The sequence below is a fragment of the Staphylococcus cohnii subsp. cohnii genome (assembly GCF_002902365.1).
GTDB classification, from domain to species: Bacteria; Bacillota; Bacilli; order Staphylococcales; family Staphylococcaceae; genus Staphylococcus; species Staphylococcus cohnii.
In genome coordinates this window covers 143,558-162,701 of sequence record NZ_PPQC01000036.1, presented here as the reverse complement: position 1 = coordinate 162,701, position 19,144 = coordinate 143,558, and the positions used below count along the sequence as shown (strand labels likewise).

The window sequence follows — 19,144 nt, the reverse complement described above, 5'->3', positions numbered from 1 at the left end:
ATAAGATGCGGAAATAAAAAAAGTTTTACACCGAATCCACAGTTTTTAAAAAGGAAGGTGGCTTAACTGATAAAAGTATTCTTTTTTTAGGTTCCTCAATAACATACGGAGCAGCTTCTCACGGGATATCATTTGTTGAATTTTTAAATATAGAATCAAATGTGCATACAACAAAGGAAGCAATTTCAGGTACGAGTTTGTCAGGGACAGAAAGGAATACGTATGTTCAAAGGATTAAAAAAGAGGAGTTAAGTAAAGCCAAATATGATTTGTTGGTTTGTCAGTTATCGACAAATGACGGTAGGTTAAATAAGTCTATAGGTGAAATAAAAAAAGAGTACGACATTGACGCCTTTGATGTAAAAACAACAATCGGCGCAATGGAATATATTATTAGTTACGCTAAATTAACTTGGGACATTCCCGTATTATTTTATACATGTATTAGAAAAACAGATCCTTATTATGAATTCTTGGTATATAATTTATATAAACTAAAAGAAAAATGGGATATTGAAATTTTAGATGTTTGGGGCAATCAATGGGCAAGTGAACAAATAAAATATGATAATACACTTTTTGCTGATGATGCACACCCAACTTTAAAAGGCTATCGCTATATTTATACACCACTTTTTAAAGAAAAGATAAAAAATATATTGAGCAAAGAAATATAAAAATGAACTACTTTTTACGAATCAGAAAAGTTAGCAGTTCATTTTGGATTTAATGCAGAAGGATAGGCAAATGAATGCCTATCCTTTTTAATTATCCAGTATTTATTTTTTAGGAAAAATGAACAAAGTAAAAATACTTAAGACAATAGAAATTATAGCTAGATAAACTGGTGCATTTATATTTTGAGTGTAAAAATAACCAGCAATAATTGGTGCTATTAAAGTACCTAGAGAGGTAAAAGCAGAGTTTATTGAACCTGCTAAGCCTTGTTTGTTTTGAACTAATTTTGATAGATACACTGTTATAGTAGGGCGTATGATATCAAATCCAATAAATATAATCCAACTTATTAATATGAGGGATATCACAGAATTTAAGAATAATAAGCTAAATAGTATGACGATCGAATACATTGAACTAATAGTAATAATCGAAAGTTCACTTAAATACTTTGAAATTTTAGGATATAGAAAATATTGAGTGAAAGCGCCTAGCAAAGATCCACCTATAATAGCGGCAGCTATATTAATTGATGTAAACGCAGCTTTATCGACTAAGTATAATGGATAAAGTTCTTCTATAGCAGATAGTCCAAATGCCAATAAAAATATAATTATAGAAGGTAATAAATATAGCTTTAAGTCCTTAAATTTTATTTTGAAATTTTTATTTTTTGGTACATGTTCATTTTTAATATGTGGAATACTTAACTTTAAATTTATAACTAACATAATCATGCCTATTATCATAGCTATAAAATAAGGTAATCTTATGTGGATTGATGAAAACAGCGCTCCTATACCTGGTCCAATGATAAAGCCCAATGATGTTATAGCTGAAAATGTGCCGAAATTTTTATCACGATTTTTTTCATCAGAGATATCTCCGATAATGCCAATAATAGATGTAGTTATTAAGGCAGCACTTATGCCTCCCAATACTCTGGAAAAAAAGAGTGTATAAAAATCCATACCTATCCCGAATAAGCATTCTGAAATTATATAGAATAACAATCCAAACGATAGAAAATGTTTTTTGGGGTACTTGTCAGAAAAGTATCCAATTATAAGTGAACAAATCATTTGGAAAAAGAAAAAACTGCAATAAGTATTCCAAAAGCATTTCCAGTTATAGATAAATCTTTAATTATTAAAGGTAAACTTGGGACGACTAGTCCTATGCCAGTAAATGCTAAAAAAATATTGATATAAAGTGGAATAATTAAACTTCTTTTAATCATTGTAACTCCTTAATGGAATAAATGATTAAAAGTAAGATTTCAATCATATATTGTTTGCATATTTATATAATTGATTAATTTAATCATTTATTCCTCCTGTTGTTTTAGTTTTAATTTGAATTATTAACGTATTTTTTCTGACTAACATAAAAACTCCTCCTTTTGATGATTATATTATACAATGTTTTATTTTTTACGAAAATAATAACTTGGAATATTTCTATTTATTTAAAAAGTATGGTTAAAACTATATTAGTTTATATATTCAACTTAATTTTAAGTGAAAAAAGATAACAATATTGTAAGTACACTTAATTCATTTTGATTGATAAAATAATTTTATATAACGAAAGGAATGATTATAAATGAAGAAGATATTGGTTTTAATGCCAGTCGTAATACTAGGTTTAGCAATAATATTAATAGGAATGTACGTAGTGTCAAATGGAAAAAAACAAGAAGGAGAAATAGCTGGTTTAATTGATCAAATTAACCCTTTAGTTAAAGAGGAAAGTAGTTATATAAAAACAAAAAAACCAGATAAATTTTTGGAATATGATAGAGCTAGTTACACACAAAAAGCATATGATAAGCAAGGTGAAAGTAGAAATCTTACTTTCACAGCTGCTCAAAGTTTAAAGCTAGATAGATATTTGAAAATAACCCATAAGGGAGCTCATGTAGCTACATATGAAGAAGTTAACAAACAGGATATACCTAAAAAAGCAATTAAAAAAATTGAAAAGTAAAAATTATAAGTAGATAACTCACTTTAAAGGGACTTTCAAACAGTTCCTTTATTTTCTATTTATATCATTTTTTCAAATAGGATTTTTTTCCTCTAACTATTCTTTACTTGCTCATTTCATTGTTTAATTCTTTTTGAAAATGAAGAGTGTCGTTTTTAGCTAATTAAGTTGTATACTTATTCTTATTTGCATTTGATTTAATAAGTGTTGAATCAATAAATAAAGATGAGTAATTTATGCCGTCTCCTGCGGGAATAGCACTAGCTGAAGACGACAGGCTAAGGCAGTGACCGCGGAAAGCGTGCATAAAAAAACTGCCAACAAAGTCGAAGATTTTGTCCACAGTCTGTAGCAATCTATATAAGTTGGATAATAATTTAAAAATTAAGTGACTAATGTGTTGATCCAAAAGTATTAAGTAGTACAACACCCACAATAATGATAATAATTGAAAAGATACTCATTAAATTAATTTGTTCTTTGAATATCGCAACTGACACAATTGTTGTAAGAACCAAACCAAGTCCAGCCCAACTTGCATATGTAATATTTAATGGTAAATGTTGTAATGTTTTGCTTAAAAAATAAAAACTTGCAAGAAATGAAATAATTGTTGCCAAAGTTGGATAAAGTTTTGAAAATCCTTCTGATGATTTAAGAAATGCGCTGCCTATTACTTCTCCAACTATAGCTAAAATCAATAATAAATAAGGCATGATATTATCTCCTTTGTAATTGATAATTTCATTTTACTAGTTTAATCAATGAATCGTAGTCTTGTAATTTTCTAACGATTTGCGAGTATTGATTTTAGTGAATTCAAAAGTTTAAAGAATTATTATAATAAGTATATAATTGACTTTTTGTAATATGGTTGTAATATTACAATTTAATCAACTAAAGATTCAAAAATTTTACAAGGAGTGTTTAATATGAATAAAGTGTCAAAGATAATGTTATCTTGCGGCCTCGTATTTAGTACAGCAGTAGGTGCAGCAGCAATCGATTCACATCAATCATAAACCCAAGCAGCAGAAACGCCATATTATAACTATACAGGTTATACATCAGCAAATAGTGAATTTATTTTGGATCAAGATTTTATTAATGCAATTAAATACGGTAATTTAACAATTAATAGTTATAAAATTACAAATAGTGACGCAGAAACAGCTGAGATGGTAGATATATATGATCAATCATTTCGTAAAACTGGAGAAAATAAAACAGATGCTGTTACTTTTGATTTAGATGGTAAATCTGTTTCAAAAAATGATTTATTAACAGTATATGGTCCTTCAGATGTAACCGACACACCAGCAGGACATATGTATGAACGTAATTATAACGATACGTCAATCAAATTTTATGTAAACGATGGCTATGTAACCAAGGTACAAATTAATACTTAAAGTGAAATATAAAGAAAATACTAATAAATAAATCAAATTTAATAAATAAACGCTCACCAATTGGTGGGCGTTTTTGTAATAAAAAATATTTTTAGTGTGACTTTAATAGGTTAAGGCTAAAATCATGCATATAATTTTATACATAATTTTGGAAGTAAAGATTTAAGCATGTTCTTTGAGAGAGTATAAATTTTTAATTTCAACAATTTTTATGCGTTGTAATAAGAGGCAAGTACGTTTGTTTTAAAAAATATTTGGCATATTAATCCTTCTGAGGTCTTAAAATATAAAAATAAAAAACCAAAAATATGATGATTGAAGGTGGTAAACTAATAGATATTGTTTTTATAAATTCGTTACTGATTAAAATCAATGTTTCGAGATTAGAAGCATTCATAATTTCATTAATTTTTGTTTCTGATGGTCTGATTAAAATTGTGATAAATGTTATTATCAAGAAAAAAATAGTAGAATATTTTAGACTTTTTTAAATCTCATGAAGCACCTCTCTTTGATATAGCGTATCGTAATTTTGATACACGTATGACATATGTATTATTGCTATAATTATATAATAAAAGATGTATATATGTCATAGTGTTATTGAATTTTATTATAAAAGCGTTGCAAAACCTAATTATATATAATATTATAAACTTGATAATTATTTCAGAGTTTTACCTATTTTGAAGCCACCTTTAATGGTGGTTATTTTAATGGGTTTATAATTGTTGGTTTTAAGATAGTTTGTAAAAGGGAGATATTAAAGTGAAAAGAGTAATAGGCGTAGGTATTTTAAGTAGTATATTACTTTCTGGTTGTGCTCCAGATATGTTAAATAAAAAATATTTGAATATTGCCCATCGAGGAGCTAGTGGATCTACACCTGAACATACTTTTGTCGCATATGATAAAGCAATTGATTTGGATGCACATTATATAGAAGTAGATTTACAAATGACTAAAGATAATAAGTTAATCGCAATGCATGATAGTAAAGTTGATAGAACTACTGATGACACAGGATATGTAAAGGATAAAGATTTCGCTCAAATAAAAAAATTAGATGCTGGATCTTGGTTTGATAAAAAATATAAAAATGAAAAAGTACCGGAATTAGCAGAAATACTAAAAAAATATTATAAAAAGTCTAATTTTTATATTGAAACTAAAAATCCTGAAATGTATCCAGGTATGGATGAAAAACTAGTAGAAGAACTCAATAATAAAGTTTTATTAGGTAAAAATAAATTAAAAAAAGTAAAGTTATAATACAGTCATTTTCTGAAAGAAGTTTAGTAAATATACATAAAATAAATAAAAATATTCCATTAATAAAACTGATTGATGATAATGATATTAATAATTTATCAGATAAAGAACTGCAACGCTTATCAAAATTTATATATGGTATTGGGATGAATCATAAAAGCGTAAATCCTGAATTAGTAAAACGAGTACATGATAACGGATTAAAAGTTCATGTTTTTACATTAAATACTAAAGGAGAAGTTAAAAAAATGAAAAAAATGGGGGTTGATGGTGGCTTTAACAATAATCCTTAGTATTTAATTAAAATAATTTTTATGATCGAAGGTGTAATTTGAATAATATACTTAAATAATGCCAACGACTATATAGAGCCGCAATGAACTTTAGTAGAGTTTTGAATCTTTAAGAAGCATAAATCATAAAGCAGGGAACTAAAATTTTAAATTATGTATTTATTCACAATGAAAAGAAAATTATTTTAGCATAAATCGTTTATATGTACATTTGTTTGGTTATATTTAAGAAAGTCTTAAATTGGAAAGGTGTATTGTAAAATGGAGAAATTAAATCAGGTCATGCTATATGTAGATGATCAGTCAAAAGCTGTTGATTTTTGGGAAAATATAATGGAATTTGTTGTTATATCAGAAGAAGCATTAGCAGAGGGGTATAAAGCAGTAGAAATAGCACCCAATAATGAAGTCGAAACATCGATTTCTATTATGGAAAAAGCATTTATTAAAAAATATAGTCCGGAAGTTAATTTGGGTACACCATCACTTATGTTTAAAGCGTCAAATTTCGATGAACTCTATGAAAAGTTAAAAGCAAAAGGCTTAACTGGACATGATATTATTGAAATGTCAGGAACTCGGGTATTTAATTTTCAAGATGGGCAAGGCAACTATTTCGCCGTTAGTGAATAACATTTATTATTTTCTTGGAATAAATAACTGCAGTCAATAGGACTGAAATCAAATCGATGAAATTCGTTTGATTTTGGTCCTTTTTAATAATCGTAAGCATATTTATTATACCTTACGGGGGTATATGTTATAATCATTAATGTTAAGAGAATAACGTTACACTTTGTAAGGAGGGTATGACATGACAAATTCAAATAACCATGAATCACATGATCATCATGAACATGGAATGCATGAAGAACACCATGCACAACATCATGAAGGGCATGATATGCATAATCACCATGCACATCATCATGGTGATTTTAAACGTAAATTTGTTATATCATTGTTATTTGCAATACCGATCGTCATTTTATCACCAATGATGGGAATAAAATTACCGTTTCAATTCTCATTTAATGGCTCTGATTGGATCGTATTAGTGCTTGCCACAGTATTATTTTTCTATGGTGGTAAACCTTTTTTAACTGGCGCAAAAGATGAACTTTTATCTAAAAAGCCTGGTATGATGACGCTTGTTGCGTTAGGTATTTCTGTAGCATATATTTATAGTTTATATGCATTTTATATGAATCATTTTAGTCATGCATCTGGACATGTTATGGATTTCTTCTGGGAATTAGCTACATTAATATTGATTATGTTGTTAGGACATTGGATTGAAATGAATGCAGTTGGTAATGCAGGCAATGCTTTGAAAAAAATGGCTGAACTTTTACCTAATAAAGCGATAAGAGTGATAGATTCGGAAGAAAAAGAAGAGGTTTCTATATCTGAAATTGCAGCGAATGATATTGTGGAAGTAAAAGCTGGGGAAAGTATACCAGCGGACGGAGTGATAACCCAAGGCAGTACCTCAGTAGATGAATCATTAGTAACAGGGGAATCTAAGCAAGTAGTTAAAAATGAACAAGACGAAGTTATCGGTGGTTCTATTAATGGTTCAGGAACGGTACATGTCAAAGTAACTGCTACAGGAGAGAATGGCTTTTTATCACAAGTGATGGGGTTAGTAAATCAAGCACAAAATGATAAGTCTGATGCGGAATTATTATCAGATAAAGTAGCGGGTTATCTATTTTATTTTGCAGTAAGTGTTGGTTTAATAGCATTTATCGTGTGGATGCTTATCCATAATAATATAGATTTTGCTTTGGAAAGATTAGTTACGGTATTGGTTATTGCTTGTCCTCATGCACTGGGCTTAGCTATACCGCTAGTTACAGCACGCTCTACTTCTATTGGCGCACATAATGGATTAATCATAAAAAATAGATCTTCTGTTGAATTAGCTCAACATATTGACTATATTATGATGGATAAAACAGGTACTTTAACAGAAGGTGATTTTTCAGTTAATCATTATGAAAGTTATACAGATCAAAGTGATAATGAGGCAATCTTATCTTTATTTGCTTCATTGGAAAGTAATTCAAATCATCCACTTGCTTTAGGCATCGTGACATTTGCTGAAAGTAAAGGTATCAAAATTAAAAATCCTCAAGAAGTTACAACTATACCAGGTGTTGGATTAGAAGGTATAATAGATAATCAAAAATATAAAATTACAAATGTAAGTTATTTAGAAAAAAACAACTTGAAATATAATATCGAAGAATTTGAAAATCTTGCTAAACAAGGTAATTCAGTAAGTTTCTTAATTAATAATGAAGCAGTCATAGGGGTTATTGCACAAGGGGACAAAATTAAAGAAAGTTCAAGAAAAATGGTTTCAGATTTATTATCAAGAAATATTACGCCAGTGATGTTAACAGGAGATAATAATGAAGTTGCAACTACAGTAGCTAAAGAATTAGGTATTAATGATGTGCATGCACAATTATTACCTGAGGATAAAGAAAAGATTATTCAAGATTATCAAAGTAATGGACATAAAGTAATGATGGTTGGTGACGGTATCAATGATGCACCAAGTTTAATTAGAGCGGATATAGGTATGGCTATTGGTGCTGGCACGGACGTTGCTGTTGAATCAGGTGACGTGATTCTTGTTAAAAGTGCGCCATCAGATATTATTCATTTCCTTTCACTTTCTAAAAATACTATGAGAAAAATGATTCAAAATTTATGGTGGGGAGCTGGATATAACATTGTTGCTGTACCACTCGCAGCTGGTGTATTAGCATTTTTAGGTTTAATCTTATCTCCTGCTGTCGGAGCAATTTTGATGTCTTTAAGTACAGTTATTGTGGCAATTAATGCAATGACATTAAAATTGAAGTAGGACTATAAAATTTTGAATGAATGCATACGATTAGAACGACTTGAATAAAGTGGAACGACACAACCTTTTAAAGGTAAAGTGTTTGTTCCATTTTTTTAATTAGTAAACAAGAAATGAATTATGCTAAAATGGTGCTAATTTAATAAGGGGGTATGACATGTCAGTAACACTGGAGCCTATGACGCAAAAAACTTTTGATGAAATTTATGAAAATAGCATTCATGAATATGCGCATGAACACATAAAAAGCGGTGATTGGGAAGCAAAAGGTGCCATTGAGAGGGCACGTTCAGATTTTGAAAAACTATTGCCTTATGGATTAGCTACTGAAAATCAGGATTTATTTTCTGTTAATTATTTGGATGAAATGATTGGATATTGTTGGTTACATTTTGAAGGAATTAAAAAGGAAACTAAATGTTTTATTTATGATGTACATATTTTTGACAGTTATAGAGGTCAGGGCTTAGGTGAAAAAACGATGCTTTGTATCGAAGATTATTGCCAAAAAAGAAATATACATCGTATTGGTTTACATGTGTTTGGTCACAACGAGAGGGCAGTATCCTTATACAATAAATTAGGATTTCAAACTACTAATTATAGAATGGAAAAAGCGATTGGGAATGATACATATTAAAATAAAACGCTAATTTTAAAAAAGCCATCAAAAGTTTTAAGTAGGGAATTTAAAAATCGGTGATCAAAGCATATTGATAACGAAACATTTTTAGAATTAAGCAATTATTTTTGGATATTTTAATAAATGTTGGCTGGCTAGATAAATGAGGTTCAACAGGAACCTAGATTGATCCTAATGGTTTTACCATAAAAGAAATAGCGTCCAACGACTTATAACTTTTTATAAAAACAGAGAAGACGTCCCTTTCTATATCTGTCCAATAAAAAGGGACGTCTTTTGTATATGATTAAAGCTTTATAAAAGACACTAGACTTTTCTGTTTGCCAGTGTTTGTTTATGACCAGCCAATTAATTGTGCAATCACTAATGAAATAATTGAAATAACTCCCCACATAATAAATAACGGGAAGAAAAACTTGATCCACTTCGTATAAGAAACACCACCAATGGCTAATGCTGCCATGAAATAACCACTTGTAGGATAGAATACATGTGTGAAACCATCGCCTAATTGGAAAGCTAAAACAGCTGTTTGACGAGTAATTCCTAGCATATCGGCTAATGGTGCCATGATAGGCATAGTGACAAGTGCTTGACCACTTCCTGATGAGATGATGAAGTTAATTAATACCTGAACGAGATACATTCCGATTACTGCGACAGTCGGTGTTGCACCGTCAATAACAGAACCTAAGCCATGCACGATGCTGTCCATAATCTTACCTTCTTCAAGAACCACCGCGATAGAACGCGCGAGACCTACAATGATAGCGCCCATCAATACGTCTTTAAATCCGTCATTAAATGACTCGCAAATTTCACGCGTATTCAATCCAGCAATTAATCCAACAACAATTCCCATAATGATAAATAATCCTGACATTTCAACCATAAACCAACCCTGCGTAGTAACACCATATACAAGTACAATAAAAAAGACCAATACAACAGCAATGCCTATTTTTTGACGGAGTGTTGCAACGAGTGGTTCGTGATTCGTAATATCTTTATAGGTTTGTCTTTTTTCAGTATCTTCTTGGTAAACTAAGCTAAGATGTGGGCTTTGTTTTACTTTTCGTGCGTATCTCATTATAAATAATATTGTTATAAAGAGCACAACAATAAAGATTATGAGTCGTAAGCCAATACCAGAAAAAACAGGAATAGCAGATAATTTTTGTGCTAACCCAGTATTGATTGGGTTTAATACACCGACTGTAAAGCCTACAACAGTACCACATAGCGCAATCGCAGTAGCGGTTATAGAGTCATAACCTAAAGCAATAATTAATGGAATGATAACGGGTATGTATACAAGTGAAAGTTCAGCAGTACCTATGAGCGTAGCAATAATTGCAAATACTGATGTCAGTACTGGAATGATAAAGATACTATGATTTAAAAATCTACGCGCGAGTTTATTAACTCCAATTTCAATAATGCCCGTACGTCTTAATACCATAAACATTCCACCAATAATCAGTGTGAAGAATACAATTTCTCCTGCTTCAATGAGACCTCTCGGAATAATGGAAATAAAGTCTATGATATTCACTGGTTCAGCTTTTATATAATGAAATGAGTCTGCATCAACCATTTCTCTACCTTCTGGTCCTTTAATTCGATCAAATTCTCCGGAAGGAATGAGGTAAGTTGAAATGGTGGCTAAGACACCAAATATAAATAATATGACATAAATGTGTGGCATTTCGAACTTTTTCCTGTCTTTTTTTGTTGGTTTACCCTTGTCTTTTGAAAGTTTCATTGCTACACCTCTTTTATCTAACATAAATAATGAAAATATATCATGGTTACAGAAAAACTGTAGTCTTAATTTTCTGAAAATTTTTATTTAAGCTTAATTATAACAAAAATTTTATAAAATTATTAAATAAATATGATTTTAGTTAAAAAAATAGTGTGAATTAATATAAAATAAAAAACCTAGTAATTGAACTGTGCAGCTCACTTACTAGATTTTACTAGAAACATTATATTTATTTGATAATTAAAAAAGTAACAAAGCACTATCTTTAATTATAGGTATTTATTACATTGTTCGATCAACATTACTACACAATATATTCAAATAGCGATGAACATTATGAGAAGTCGTATCTTTAGGCAGTGCATGAGAAAACGTATTACCTTTTGTCGTTTTAACAGTGTAGATTATGTCATAGTTACTAATTTTGAAATCAATTATTTTCATAAATATCCCCTTAACAATGGTCATTGTTTTAAAATTATGAAATTGCAAATGAAACTGTGAAATAGGTTGAAGTACAAAGTTGACCATTTATATAATAGTACTATACATAAATCTTTTAAGTAATAAAAAGTATAACATATTTATGGAGTTAACTTAAATAATATAAATAAAAAACACATTCAAATTTAAGAATATGTTTAATCATTAAGTAAATTTATTATTTCATCGTACTTTTGTTCACTCAAGGTACCTAAAGGACTTTGATTTATTTCAAATATTAAAAAATCATCATTTGAATTGAATACACTCTTTATAGTTTCACAAATCGTATTTTGATCTAAGTCACTTTTTAACAACCACAAACCTTTGTAAATGTACAAAGGTTTACCAACCAGATTTAACTTCGAAGGTAATTTTTCATACCCATAAGAAATAGAATTTAAATTATAGGATAATATATATTTAGCCATTTATATCGACCTCCGATATAAGCATATCATTAACTAAGATTTAAAGGTTGAAAGAAGGTTGGGATTGAAAACCATTTACTATTTTATGGAATATTATTTACTGATTAAGTTTGTTTTTATTTTAGAAGGGGATTTTAATTGTATAGATAACTTTATTTTTAATATTATGAGGTGAAATAAAAATGAATTATATAAAGTATATAACATCAAAAGATAACACGAAGCTTTATGCAAAAATAAATGAAATTGAAAAGGCTAAAGCTAATATAATTATTGTCCATGGATTAGCTGAACATCTTGATCGTTATGATGAATTAGCTAATTATTTAAATAAAAATGAATTCAATGTCATTAGGTATGATCAGCGAGGACATGGTCGATCAGAAGGTAAGCAGACATTTTATAGTAATAAAGATGAGATTGTCGAAGATTTGACTGCTGTTGTTGATAAAGTTAAAGCAAATTATGAAGGGAAGGTATATTTAATTGGTCATAGTATGGGCGGATATACAGTAACATTATTCGGTACACAATATCCTAATGAAGTAGACGGCATAATAACATCTGGCGCTTTAACGAGATATAATAAGAAAACATTTGGCGACGTAGACAATCATGTAGATAAGTATAGTTATTTTGATAACGAGCTTAGTGAAGGACTATGTTCAGATCAAGCTGTTGTTGAAAAATATGCATTAGATGATTTGAATGCAAAGCAAATTTCAATGGGATTATTAGTTACCCTTATGGATGGTATAGCGTATTTAAAAGAGAATGCATCTAAATTTATTGAACATACACTAATATTACATGGTAAAGAAGATGGGTTAGTGAGTTACCAAGATTCGTTACAATTATTTGATGAAATAGGTTCTGAACATAAATCAATTCATATTTATGATGGTTTACAACACGAAATATTTAATGAATCTTCTTTTAACAAGAATATTTTTAAAGAAATTGTTGATTGGTTAGATAATGAAATATAATTAACATAAATTTTTAAAGTATATTTACAAATTTATTGTTGATTAAGTCCTCAAATATTTTAAAATGTTTGTTTCAGCAATTTGAAGGATTTATAATAAAAAAATAATTAAGACAAAATAATTGAAGGAGACATATATGTTTATTAAAACCTTGCACATGGAATACGAAGAGAGTTTCGAAGAATTTGATACACGCGTGAACCAATTTTTACATGAAGTTGACGATAAACAGCATTGGGAACTTGTTTCAGTTACACCTTCAGTTACAAACACTGTGGAAGGCGTAGATTATTTTATTACAATTGTTTATAAAAAGTAATGAATAGTACGATAAAAAAGAGCCTGAAAAAGTTTTCAGGCTTAAACACAATATAGACAGTAACTTGGTTAGGAAATGTCTAATCATCATGATATCAATCTAATCACTAATTATATAAATTTAATATGTGTACTAAATTCATATAATTAGTGACTAAATGTTTTTTGAGGGACGTTGAAATAATCAGCTAAAATTTTAGTGTCATTTTCTGATGGTTTTCTATATCCATGTTCCCAATCCCATATTTGACATATTCTATAGCTCTTCTCGTAGTTTTTGTTTAAATTAATTGCTAATTTAGACAAACTTAAATGTTTTTTTCGCGTAACTCTGTTAAAATTTCCAAAATTTAAAACCTCCCAAAATTAAATACATAAGACTTACATTAATTATTTTAGTACATATAAAAGGTATGTTCAAATTACTAATAATTTATTTAGAATTAATTGGAATGTTATTAGCAACAATTTTAATATTTTGAACAAAATATTAAAATTGTTGATTGTATAAAGTGTCAGAAAGTAAGTATAGGGTATTAAAATAAAATATTAATAATATTTGTAATAAGGAGGAAAATAAATTGAAAATAATTGCTATGAGTATTTTTGTAGATGATCAAGAAAAAGCAAAGCAATTTTATACAGAAAAGCTCGGTTTTGAACTTGTACACGACATGGAGATTGGTGGTGGGTTTAAATGGTTAACTGTAAAAGAAAACAATTCTAACAATCCGGTAGAAATCGTTCTTGAACCTAATGAAAATCCAATAGCAAAGAGATATCAAGATGATTTGTTTAATGCAGGTATTCCCGTTACGATGTTTGGCGTTTCTAATTTAGAACAAACACACCAATCATTGTCAGATTTAGATGTGAAATTTCATACAGCACCAAAAGAGGTTGAAGGAATTAAATTAGCAATCATTGAAGACACTTGTGGTAATTTAATTCAATTAATTGAGCAATAAGTGTATATTTTTTTCTAAGCACTAAATTTAATTTATAGTCATTTTTTATGATATAAGTTAAATTTGGTGCTTGTTACTTATTATATTAAAGTACTTTATAAAATATGATTTCTGTATTCATCACTAATGAAAATGAGTAATCATTTTTTGTAGCCATCTGAATTAAACACTGATCAACCAATTTTTGACTATATTGATAAAGTATATTTTATTGGATGGAACTTTACTGAAAGTTATGAATTTGCAAATGCATTCCTATACGAATTACAATCCAATAACGATGGTAAACCTAGTAGTAAAGTAACGATGATCAATACGATATAACCCCTTTATCCACCGTATTAATCATCGCTCAAAAACATGATTATTTATTTTTTCATTTTATCAATATCTTCCGCAACAATTGTTAATAATTCTTCAGTTTCTGCGTCGGTTAACTCATCAGAACCTTTAATTCTAATGACAGAACCCTTATCCGTTTTAACATGGTAAATCGGTTCTTCGTCTTTATAAACTTTTCGTAATACTTTCATCTCATCACCCTTTTTTTCTATAAAACAATTCACGATAATATAAAATAATGTCTAAATAGAAACATTACTTTCATAAGACGAATAAGTTCTTATTTTATAACTGAAATGATTAATACTTTAACTATAGGATAACTTTTTATTAAATTCATTTCCACTGGTATGATTTAATTAATTTAATTATTTTGTTGAATCTTATTTAAAATAATACATTTTCAACAGTTAATTATAATTTATGATATTTTTTGAGAAAATTAGTTTTTTGTGTTTTTATATTATAAATAAGGGTATAACTAACCAAGCACAAAAAGTCCTCCAAACTTTAGTGTGGAATATATTTTCGAGATTGACGTCGCTTTTCGAAGCGGCGTTTTTGTTTTATACTGCATATAGTATGACTATTTAAAAAAGGGATGTATATTGTGAGATTATTGAGTATATTGTCATTTCTATGTAGCTTGGCGATAACAGTTGTTATTATATATGGCGTTATCATGATGGCTGGTGATTTAATGGGGTTAACAACATTTAATAATCAATTATTAATTGTAGGTCTAGCATTTGTATTATTGAGTGGTTTGTTTGGAAAAAGTAAACCAAGATTGTCAATGTTAGTGCTATTTATTGGATTTATAATTGTGATTGTTAATTAATAAATAATAAAAGGAGTGAAAAGGATCAATGTTTAGCAATGATTTCTTATTTTCACTCCTTTTTATATGAGTCATTTTATCAAAAATAACTAAGCTTTAAATGATTCAATATTGCCTTGAAGTTTTTGATCCATATCATTAGCTATTTTTAATAATAATTGTTTTATATCTTTTGAAGTTAATTCATTATCAGCAGTAACTTTGATAATTAAGCCTAAATCCGTTTTAATATGGAAAGTCGTACGGTTATTTGCAGATACGCTTCTTAATATTTGCATCTTAATCACCCCGTTTTCAAATTACAGAATTATCGTTTGACGTATAACTAAACAGTATTAATGAGATAATTCAATCAACATAGTGTAAAATGTTAATTTGATATAAGTTTAATATATTTGAGATGAAATGAATAATAATTAGCTTCTGATATAGTGATGTTATTATTTAATGTATTTAGGTATCATTTTGATATAGATAAGTTCGCCTAATAATTCACATAATGTTTGTGTAATAATGACAGTAGTTGTAATGGTTACCCAATGGTTTGGTAAACCTAATGCTAAAGGTAGGACAACTAGTGCATTTCTTGTACTAGAACTAAATGCAATGGTCCTTTTGGTTTCTTGTGTTACTTTAAATACTTTACCACATAAGGTACCTATTAAAGGAGCAATGATTAAAAAACAAATATAAATAGGTATAACTGTAATGACAATATTTAAATTATGGATAATTTTGTTTATTTGTGATCCTACAATTGAAAACAAAACGAGAGCCATAAGAATTTCAGGAAGCCAAGATGTTAACTTTAATATTTGATTTATGTTTTTGGACTTTTTACTAGAATATTGCAATAGAAGCGCTAGCAATAAAGGAAAAATTATAAACATCAAAAACGACTTTAAGAATGGCAAAATATCTATTTGTGAAAAAATATCAGTGTTAAGAAATAGCGTGAAATATAAAGGTAATAATAAAATTTGGCATATAAACAGTAGTGGTGTCGCAAATAACATGAGCTGTTCGTTTCCTTTTCCTAATGCATTAAAAACAAGAACGTAGTCAATACAAGGCGTTAGTAGAACAAGATACAACCCGATTAGAATAGGTGCATCTGAAATATCAAACAATTGAATCAAACCATAAACAAATAAAGGGATAACAATAAAATTTGATATTAATAATGCCACAATAGACTTTATATTAAATAAACTATGTTTGATGTTAAAAAATGGAATTTGTGAAAACATACTAAACATAAGTAGACACAAACTAACAGAAATTATAGATTCTAATATGCTGGCAAAAGTATTTGATATTAAGCCAACTAGGATACCGCTTAAAAGTGCTATAAAATAAATGTAAATTTGGTATTTTTCAATCATGGATTTTATATATTGCATAATAACCTCTCGTATATCAATTTTTGTTCATGGATTTATTTCATACACAGTCGGTGTTACAAAATAACCTGAAATAAAAAAAGTGGAGTGAAATCATGTATGCCACTTTGATTTCAAGTCCCACTTCTTTATATGAACTAGTTTCGATTTTATTTTTTGTTTTTATCTTGAACACTTACTTTATTTTCAATTTTATCATCATTTGTGCTATCAATACTTAGCAGTAATGCACGAATAACTAAAATACCGGATATAAGTAATAACAGATTTTTTAAAAGTTTCATATTTTCACCCACTTGTATGAATTTAAATGTTTGTTATAAAAGAATCATATTTATATACATCATACACTAAAATCTACTGATTAAATAAAAACAACACTATTGTGTTTGTTTCCATTATATAAGAGTTATTTAAAGGTCGATGACGTAAAGTGTTGAATTTTCTTCATCGACAGTTACTTTTAATTCATCACTATTATTTTCAATTATGGTATTAACAACACTTCCTTGCTCAATCGTAAAGAAAATTTGGCTTAAAATACCCATCGCATATTCATTAATTGGACTTACAAGAGAAATAGAGGTTGTATCTTCTTGTATCATAAATTGTTTTTGACTTTGATTTATTAATTGCCATTTAGGTAAATAGGTTAATTTCATAATTGTCACTCCTTAATATTGCTACATTTTTAATATTTTTCTAAAGAAGAATATTAAATTTTGAATTAATTGAATGTGAAAGGGAATAAGTTCACCAAATACATAATAATAAGAGGTGATAGCATGATTGTTTTATTATCTATTATATTAGCATTAATTTTTGCTTTTCTAGCAACAATGCCATTTTTATTTATAAATACGAGGTTGCATGAAAATGTTAATCACTCTAAGGAAGAGATACGCCATGAAAAAATAAGAGCGATTAAACGTTTTGTGTATTTTTTTATATTAATTATTATTTTGTTAATGGTTTTTCATTTCATTACAAATTGAATTGATACGTATAAAATACAAACATAAGTGCAAGCATATTTGATTCGTTTTTAAAATTAAATAACTTATGTTATAGAAATAGGAGGAAATGATGATTTTTAAGTGATTCAAGGGTGAAAGCTTGTAATAAAGCGCCACTTATTGAATTGATTTTAAGTGGCACCTCGGAAGCTTATGATATCGTTTAGTTTAAACTAAGATTGTTTAATCGCATACGCATTGAACTGATATTGAACGCCTAAATATAATCTAACTGAAAATAATAGTAAAGAGTATACCCACAACACCAAAAATAATTAACATCACGGTTAGTCCGAGTAAAGATTCTTTGGTTTGTTGTTTATCTTTCAACTTATAAAATATTAAGGAAACAATCCCACAAATTAAAAATATGAGTGAAAGCCAAAATACAATCATGAAATGTAAACTCAAATGCTTGTCCCTCCTTTATAATGTCATCTAGCTGTAATGCTTGATGATTTTATTCAATAACTTAAAAATTAATTGTTTTTAGTTTTGTAAGCTCGTTTGTATTATATTTTATCATTTATTCATAAGATGCCATAGTGTAAGATGTTTTCGCGAAATTGGTTATAAAAAGTAAATTGTAAAAATAGAATATCAACATGATGATGTCTAACGTGTAAAAGCGGAATTGCATGAGCAATTTTAAAGCAAAATTGGATAGTGCAAGACAAGCAGTAAATCAAATTCACATATTATAACGGGTATTGAAAATTGAAAAATCATATTTAGAAAAAGCGTTTGCCAATTAAAAAAGAATTATCGTATAAACATTAAAATTTTAGATTTTATTAATTATAACGGTGTATAATAGTAGTGAATCGAATAAGTAAGGAGATAGAAAATTATGAATGAAGTAAATAAAGTAATATATATTGTTTTAGCGGTGTTTTTAGGAAGTTTTGGAATTCATAAGTTTTATGCTAGAAAAACTGGTATGGGTCTTTTGTTCCTCGTATTTTGTTGGACAGGTATTCCACAAATTTTAGCTATTATAGGTGCGATTATTACGGTATTTAAACCTGCAGATCAAAATGGCAATGTTTTAGTTTAAAACTATGATATAAAATAAAATGAGACTGGGATATAAATCTCCATTCTCAAAATAAGAGGGCAAATCCTTAACAATGGATTTGTCCTCTTTATATTTAAAATATTACGATTTTGACCGTGCATGCTTGCCTGTGGATATGGCTCGAGCCAGTAGTCTCTTGCACATATCATTTCCCCGGGCGTCAGCACGATACAAAATCGTTTGGAATATTTATCAAGATACAAAAGCAAAGGCTCGTTTGAAACAATTCATTACCTCTAATATATTGATGAAGTTCTTATTTTATAAAATTAATAACATGAATTAGCCTGAAATCATAAGTAATAAAGAATTGAAACTTTTGATATGAGAATAATATGT

24 protein-coding genes and 1 pseudogene are annotated in these 19,144 nt (G+C 28.5%); 13 read left to right on the top strand and 12 right to left on the bottom strand.

Annotated features, from left to right (window positions below; all coding sequences use genetic code 11):
- Positions 1-161 precede the first annotated feature (161 nt).
- On the top strand, positions 162-677 hold the full coding sequence (locus CD032_RS06955) for an SGNH/GDSL hydrolase family protein (RefSeq protein ID WP_142382131.1): 516 nt from the start codon (positions 162-164) through the stop codon (positions 675-677).
- Between the two features lie 102 nt (positions 678-779).
- Here CD032_RS06955 and CD032_RS06950 read toward each other — a convergent pair whose 3' ends face one another.
- Both CD032_RS06950 and CD032_RS13415 read right to left on the bottom strand, forming a co-directional pair.
- A complete protein-coding gene (locus tag CD032_RS06950) occupies positions 780-1,760 on the bottom strand; it encodes an MFS transporter (protein WP_230621683.1) in 981 nt (326 codons plus the stop codon).
- Complete coding sequence (locus CD032_RS13415; RefSeq protein ID WP_231098994.1) at positions 1,757-1,918, bottom strand: hypothetical protein; 162 nt, start codon at positions 1,916-1,918, stop codon at positions 1,757-1,759. The genes CD032_RS06950 and CD032_RS13415 overlap by 4 nt, the downstream gene beginning before the upstream one ends.
- Positions 1,919-2,283: 365 nt before the next feature.
- Here CD032_RS13415 and CD032_RS06945 point away from each other — a divergent pair, with 365 nt between their 5' ends.
- Positions 2,284-2,667, top strand: a complete 384-nt coding sequence (locus CD032_RS06945) for a YxeA family protein (protein ID WP_019467893.1) — start codon at positions 2,284-2,286, stop codon at positions 2,665-2,667.
- Between the two features lie 392 nt (positions 2,668-3,059).
- Here the strand turns inward: CD032_RS06945 and qac are convergent, their stop codons facing one another.
- The gene (gene qac, locus CD032_RS06940; protein WP_019467894.1) at positions 3,060-3,383 is read right to left on the bottom strand and encodes a QacCGHJ group quaternary ammonium compound efflux SMR transporter; all 324 of its coding nucleotides are present in this window, start codon (positions 3,381-3,383) and stop codon (positions 3,060-3,062) included.
- A gap of 321 nt (positions 3,384-3,704) precedes the next feature.
- Between qac and isaB the strand changes: the two are divergent.
- From isaB to CD032_RS06910, 6 genes and pseudogenes are all read left to right on the top strand, one after another.
- Positions 3,705-4,079: pseudogene (isaB, locus tag CD032_RS06935) on the top strand (immunodominant staphylococcal antigen IsaB family protein); the annotation flags it as partial.
- A gap of 768 nt (positions 4,080-4,847) precedes the next feature.
- Entirely contained in the window at positions 4,848-5,351 is a 504-nt protein-coding gene (locus CD032_RS13410; RefSeq protein ID WP_019467898.1) for a glycerophosphodiester phosphodiesterase family protein, read from the top strand.
- A complete protein-coding gene (locus CD032_RS13405) occupies positions 5,330-5,644 on the top strand; it encodes a glycerophosphodiester phosphodiesterase family protein (RefSeq protein WP_307725472.1) in 315 nt (104 codons plus the stop codon). The genes CD032_RS13410 and CD032_RS13405 overlap by 22 nt, the downstream gene beginning before the upstream one ends.
- 261 nt (positions 5,645-5,905) lie before the next feature.
- Positions 5,906-6,277, top strand: a complete 372-nt coding sequence (locus CD032_RS06920; protein ID WP_019467900.1) for a VOC family protein — start codon at positions 5,906-5,908, stop codon at positions 6,275-6,277.
- 181 nt (positions 6,278-6,458) lie between these two features.
- On the top strand, positions 6,459-8,525 hold the full coding sequence (locus CD032_RS06915; protein ID WP_019467901.1) for a heavy metal translocating P-type ATPase: 2,067 nt from the start codon (positions 6,459-6,461) through the stop codon (positions 8,523-8,525).
- A 157-nt stretch (positions 8,526-8,682) separates the two neighbouring features.
- Entirely contained in the window at positions 8,683-9,165 is a 483-nt protein-coding gene (locus CD032_RS06910; protein WP_019467902.1) for a GNAT family N-acetyltransferase, read from the top strand.
- Positions 9,166-9,502: 337 nt separating this feature from the next.
- Here the strand turns inward: CD032_RS06910 and CD032_RS06905 are convergent, their stop codons facing one another.
- The 3 genes from CD032_RS06905 to CD032_RS06900 all read right to left on the bottom strand — a co-directional run bounded on the left by CD032_RS06905 (position 9,503) and on the right by CD032_RS06900 (position 11,850).
- Positions 9,503-10,933, bottom strand: a complete 1,431-nt coding sequence (locus tag CD032_RS06905; protein WP_019467903.1) for a YfcC family protein — start codon at positions 10,931-10,933, stop codon at positions 9,503-9,505.
- A gap of 285 nt (positions 10,934-11,218) precedes the next feature.
- Positions 11,219-11,380 carry a hypothetical protein gene (locus CD032_RS13110; RefSeq protein ID WP_171027039.1) on the bottom strand — a complete coding sequence of 54 codons (162 nt, stop codon included), beginning with the start codon at positions 11,378-11,380 and terminating at the stop codon, positions 11,219-11,221.
- A 197-nt stretch (positions 11,381-11,577) separates the two neighbouring features.
- Positions 11,578-11,850 (bottom strand): hypothetical protein, encoded by a 273-nt coding sequence (locus tag CD032_RS06900; protein WP_019467904.1) that lies wholly within the window; start codon positions 11,848-11,850, stop codon positions 11,578-11,580.
- A 182-nt stretch (positions 11,851-12,032) separates the two neighbouring features.
- Between CD032_RS06900 and CD032_RS06895 the strand changes: the two genes are divergently transcribed.
- The 3 genes from CD032_RS06895 (at position 12,033) to CD032_RS06880 (ending at position 14,125) form a co-directional block, all read left to right on the top strand.
- Complete coding sequence (locus tag CD032_RS06895) at positions 12,033-12,839, top strand: alpha/beta hydrolase (protein WP_103211331.1); 807 nt, start codon at positions 12,033-12,035, stop codon at positions 12,837-12,839.
- A gap of 136 nt (positions 12,840-12,975) precedes the next feature.
- Positions 12,976-13,158 (top strand): hypothetical protein, encoded by a 183-nt coding sequence (locus CD032_RS06890; RefSeq protein ID WP_019467906.1) that lies wholly within the window; start codon positions 12,976-12,978, stop codon positions 13,156-13,158.
- Between the two features lie 580 nt (positions 13,159-13,738).
- Complete coding sequence (locus CD032_RS06880; protein WP_019467908.1) at positions 13,739-14,125, top strand: VOC family protein; 387 nt, start codon at positions 13,739-13,741, stop codon at positions 14,123-14,125.
- 368 nt (positions 14,126-14,493) lie between these two features.
- Here CD032_RS06880 and vraX read toward each other — a convergent pair whose 3' ends face one another.
- Positions 14,494-14,658, bottom strand: coding sequence for a C1q-binding complement inhibitor VraX (gene vraX / locus CD032_RS13105; RefSeq protein ID WP_164996921.1), 165 nt, complete (start codon positions 14,656-14,658; stop codon positions 14,494-14,496).
- Positions 14,659-15,077: 419 nt separating this feature from the next.
- Here vraX and CD032_RS06875 point away from each other — a divergent pair, with 419 nt between their 5' ends.
- Entirely contained in the window at positions 15,078-15,308 is a 231-nt protein-coding gene (locus tag CD032_RS06875) for a hypothetical protein (RefSeq protein WP_026034740.1), read from the top strand.
- An 89-nt stretch (positions 15,309-15,397) separates the two neighbouring features.
- Here CD032_RS06875 and CD032_RS06870 read toward each other — a convergent pair whose 3' ends face one another.
- The 5 genes from CD032_RS06870 to tsaT all read right to left on the bottom strand — a co-directional run bounded on the left by CD032_RS06870 (position 15,398) and on the right by tsaT (position 18,138).
- On the bottom strand, positions 15,398-15,586 hold the full coding sequence (locus CD032_RS06870) for a hypothetical protein (protein WP_103211329.1): 189 nt from the start codon (positions 15,584-15,586) through the stop codon (positions 15,398-15,400).
- Between the two features lie 162 nt (positions 15,587-15,748).
- A complete protein-coding gene (locus tag CD032_RS06865) occupies positions 15,749-16,711 on the bottom strand; it encodes an arsenic resistance protein (RefSeq protein ID WP_019467912.1) in 963 nt (320 codons plus the stop codon).
- A 149-nt stretch (positions 16,712-16,860) separates the two neighbouring features.
- Positions 16,861-16,995 (bottom strand): hypothetical protein, encoded by a 135-nt coding sequence (locus tag CD032_RS13400; protein ID WP_019467913.1) that lies wholly within the window; start codon positions 16,993-16,995, stop codon positions 16,861-16,863.
- Positions 16,996-17,124: 129 nt separating this feature from the next.
- Positions 17,125-17,373 (bottom strand): hypothetical protein, encoded by a 249-nt coding sequence (locus CD032_RS06860; protein WP_019467914.1) that lies wholly within the window; start codon positions 17,371-17,373, stop codon positions 17,125-17,127.
- Between the two features lie 582 nt (positions 17,374-17,955).
- Complete coding sequence (tsaT, locus tag CD032_RS06850; RefSeq protein WP_019467916.1) at positions 17,956-18,138, bottom strand: type II toxin-antitoxin system toxin TsaT; 183 nt, start codon at positions 18,136-18,138, stop codon at positions 17,956-17,958.
- Between the two features lie 439 nt (positions 18,139-18,577).
- Here tsaT and CD032_RS06845 point away from each other — a divergent pair, with 439 nt between their 5' ends.
- Entirely contained in the window at positions 18,578-18,784 is a 207-nt protein-coding gene (locus CD032_RS06845) for a TM2 domain-containing protein (protein WP_019467917.1), read from the top strand.
- Positions 18,785-19,144: the final 360 nt, after the last annotated feature.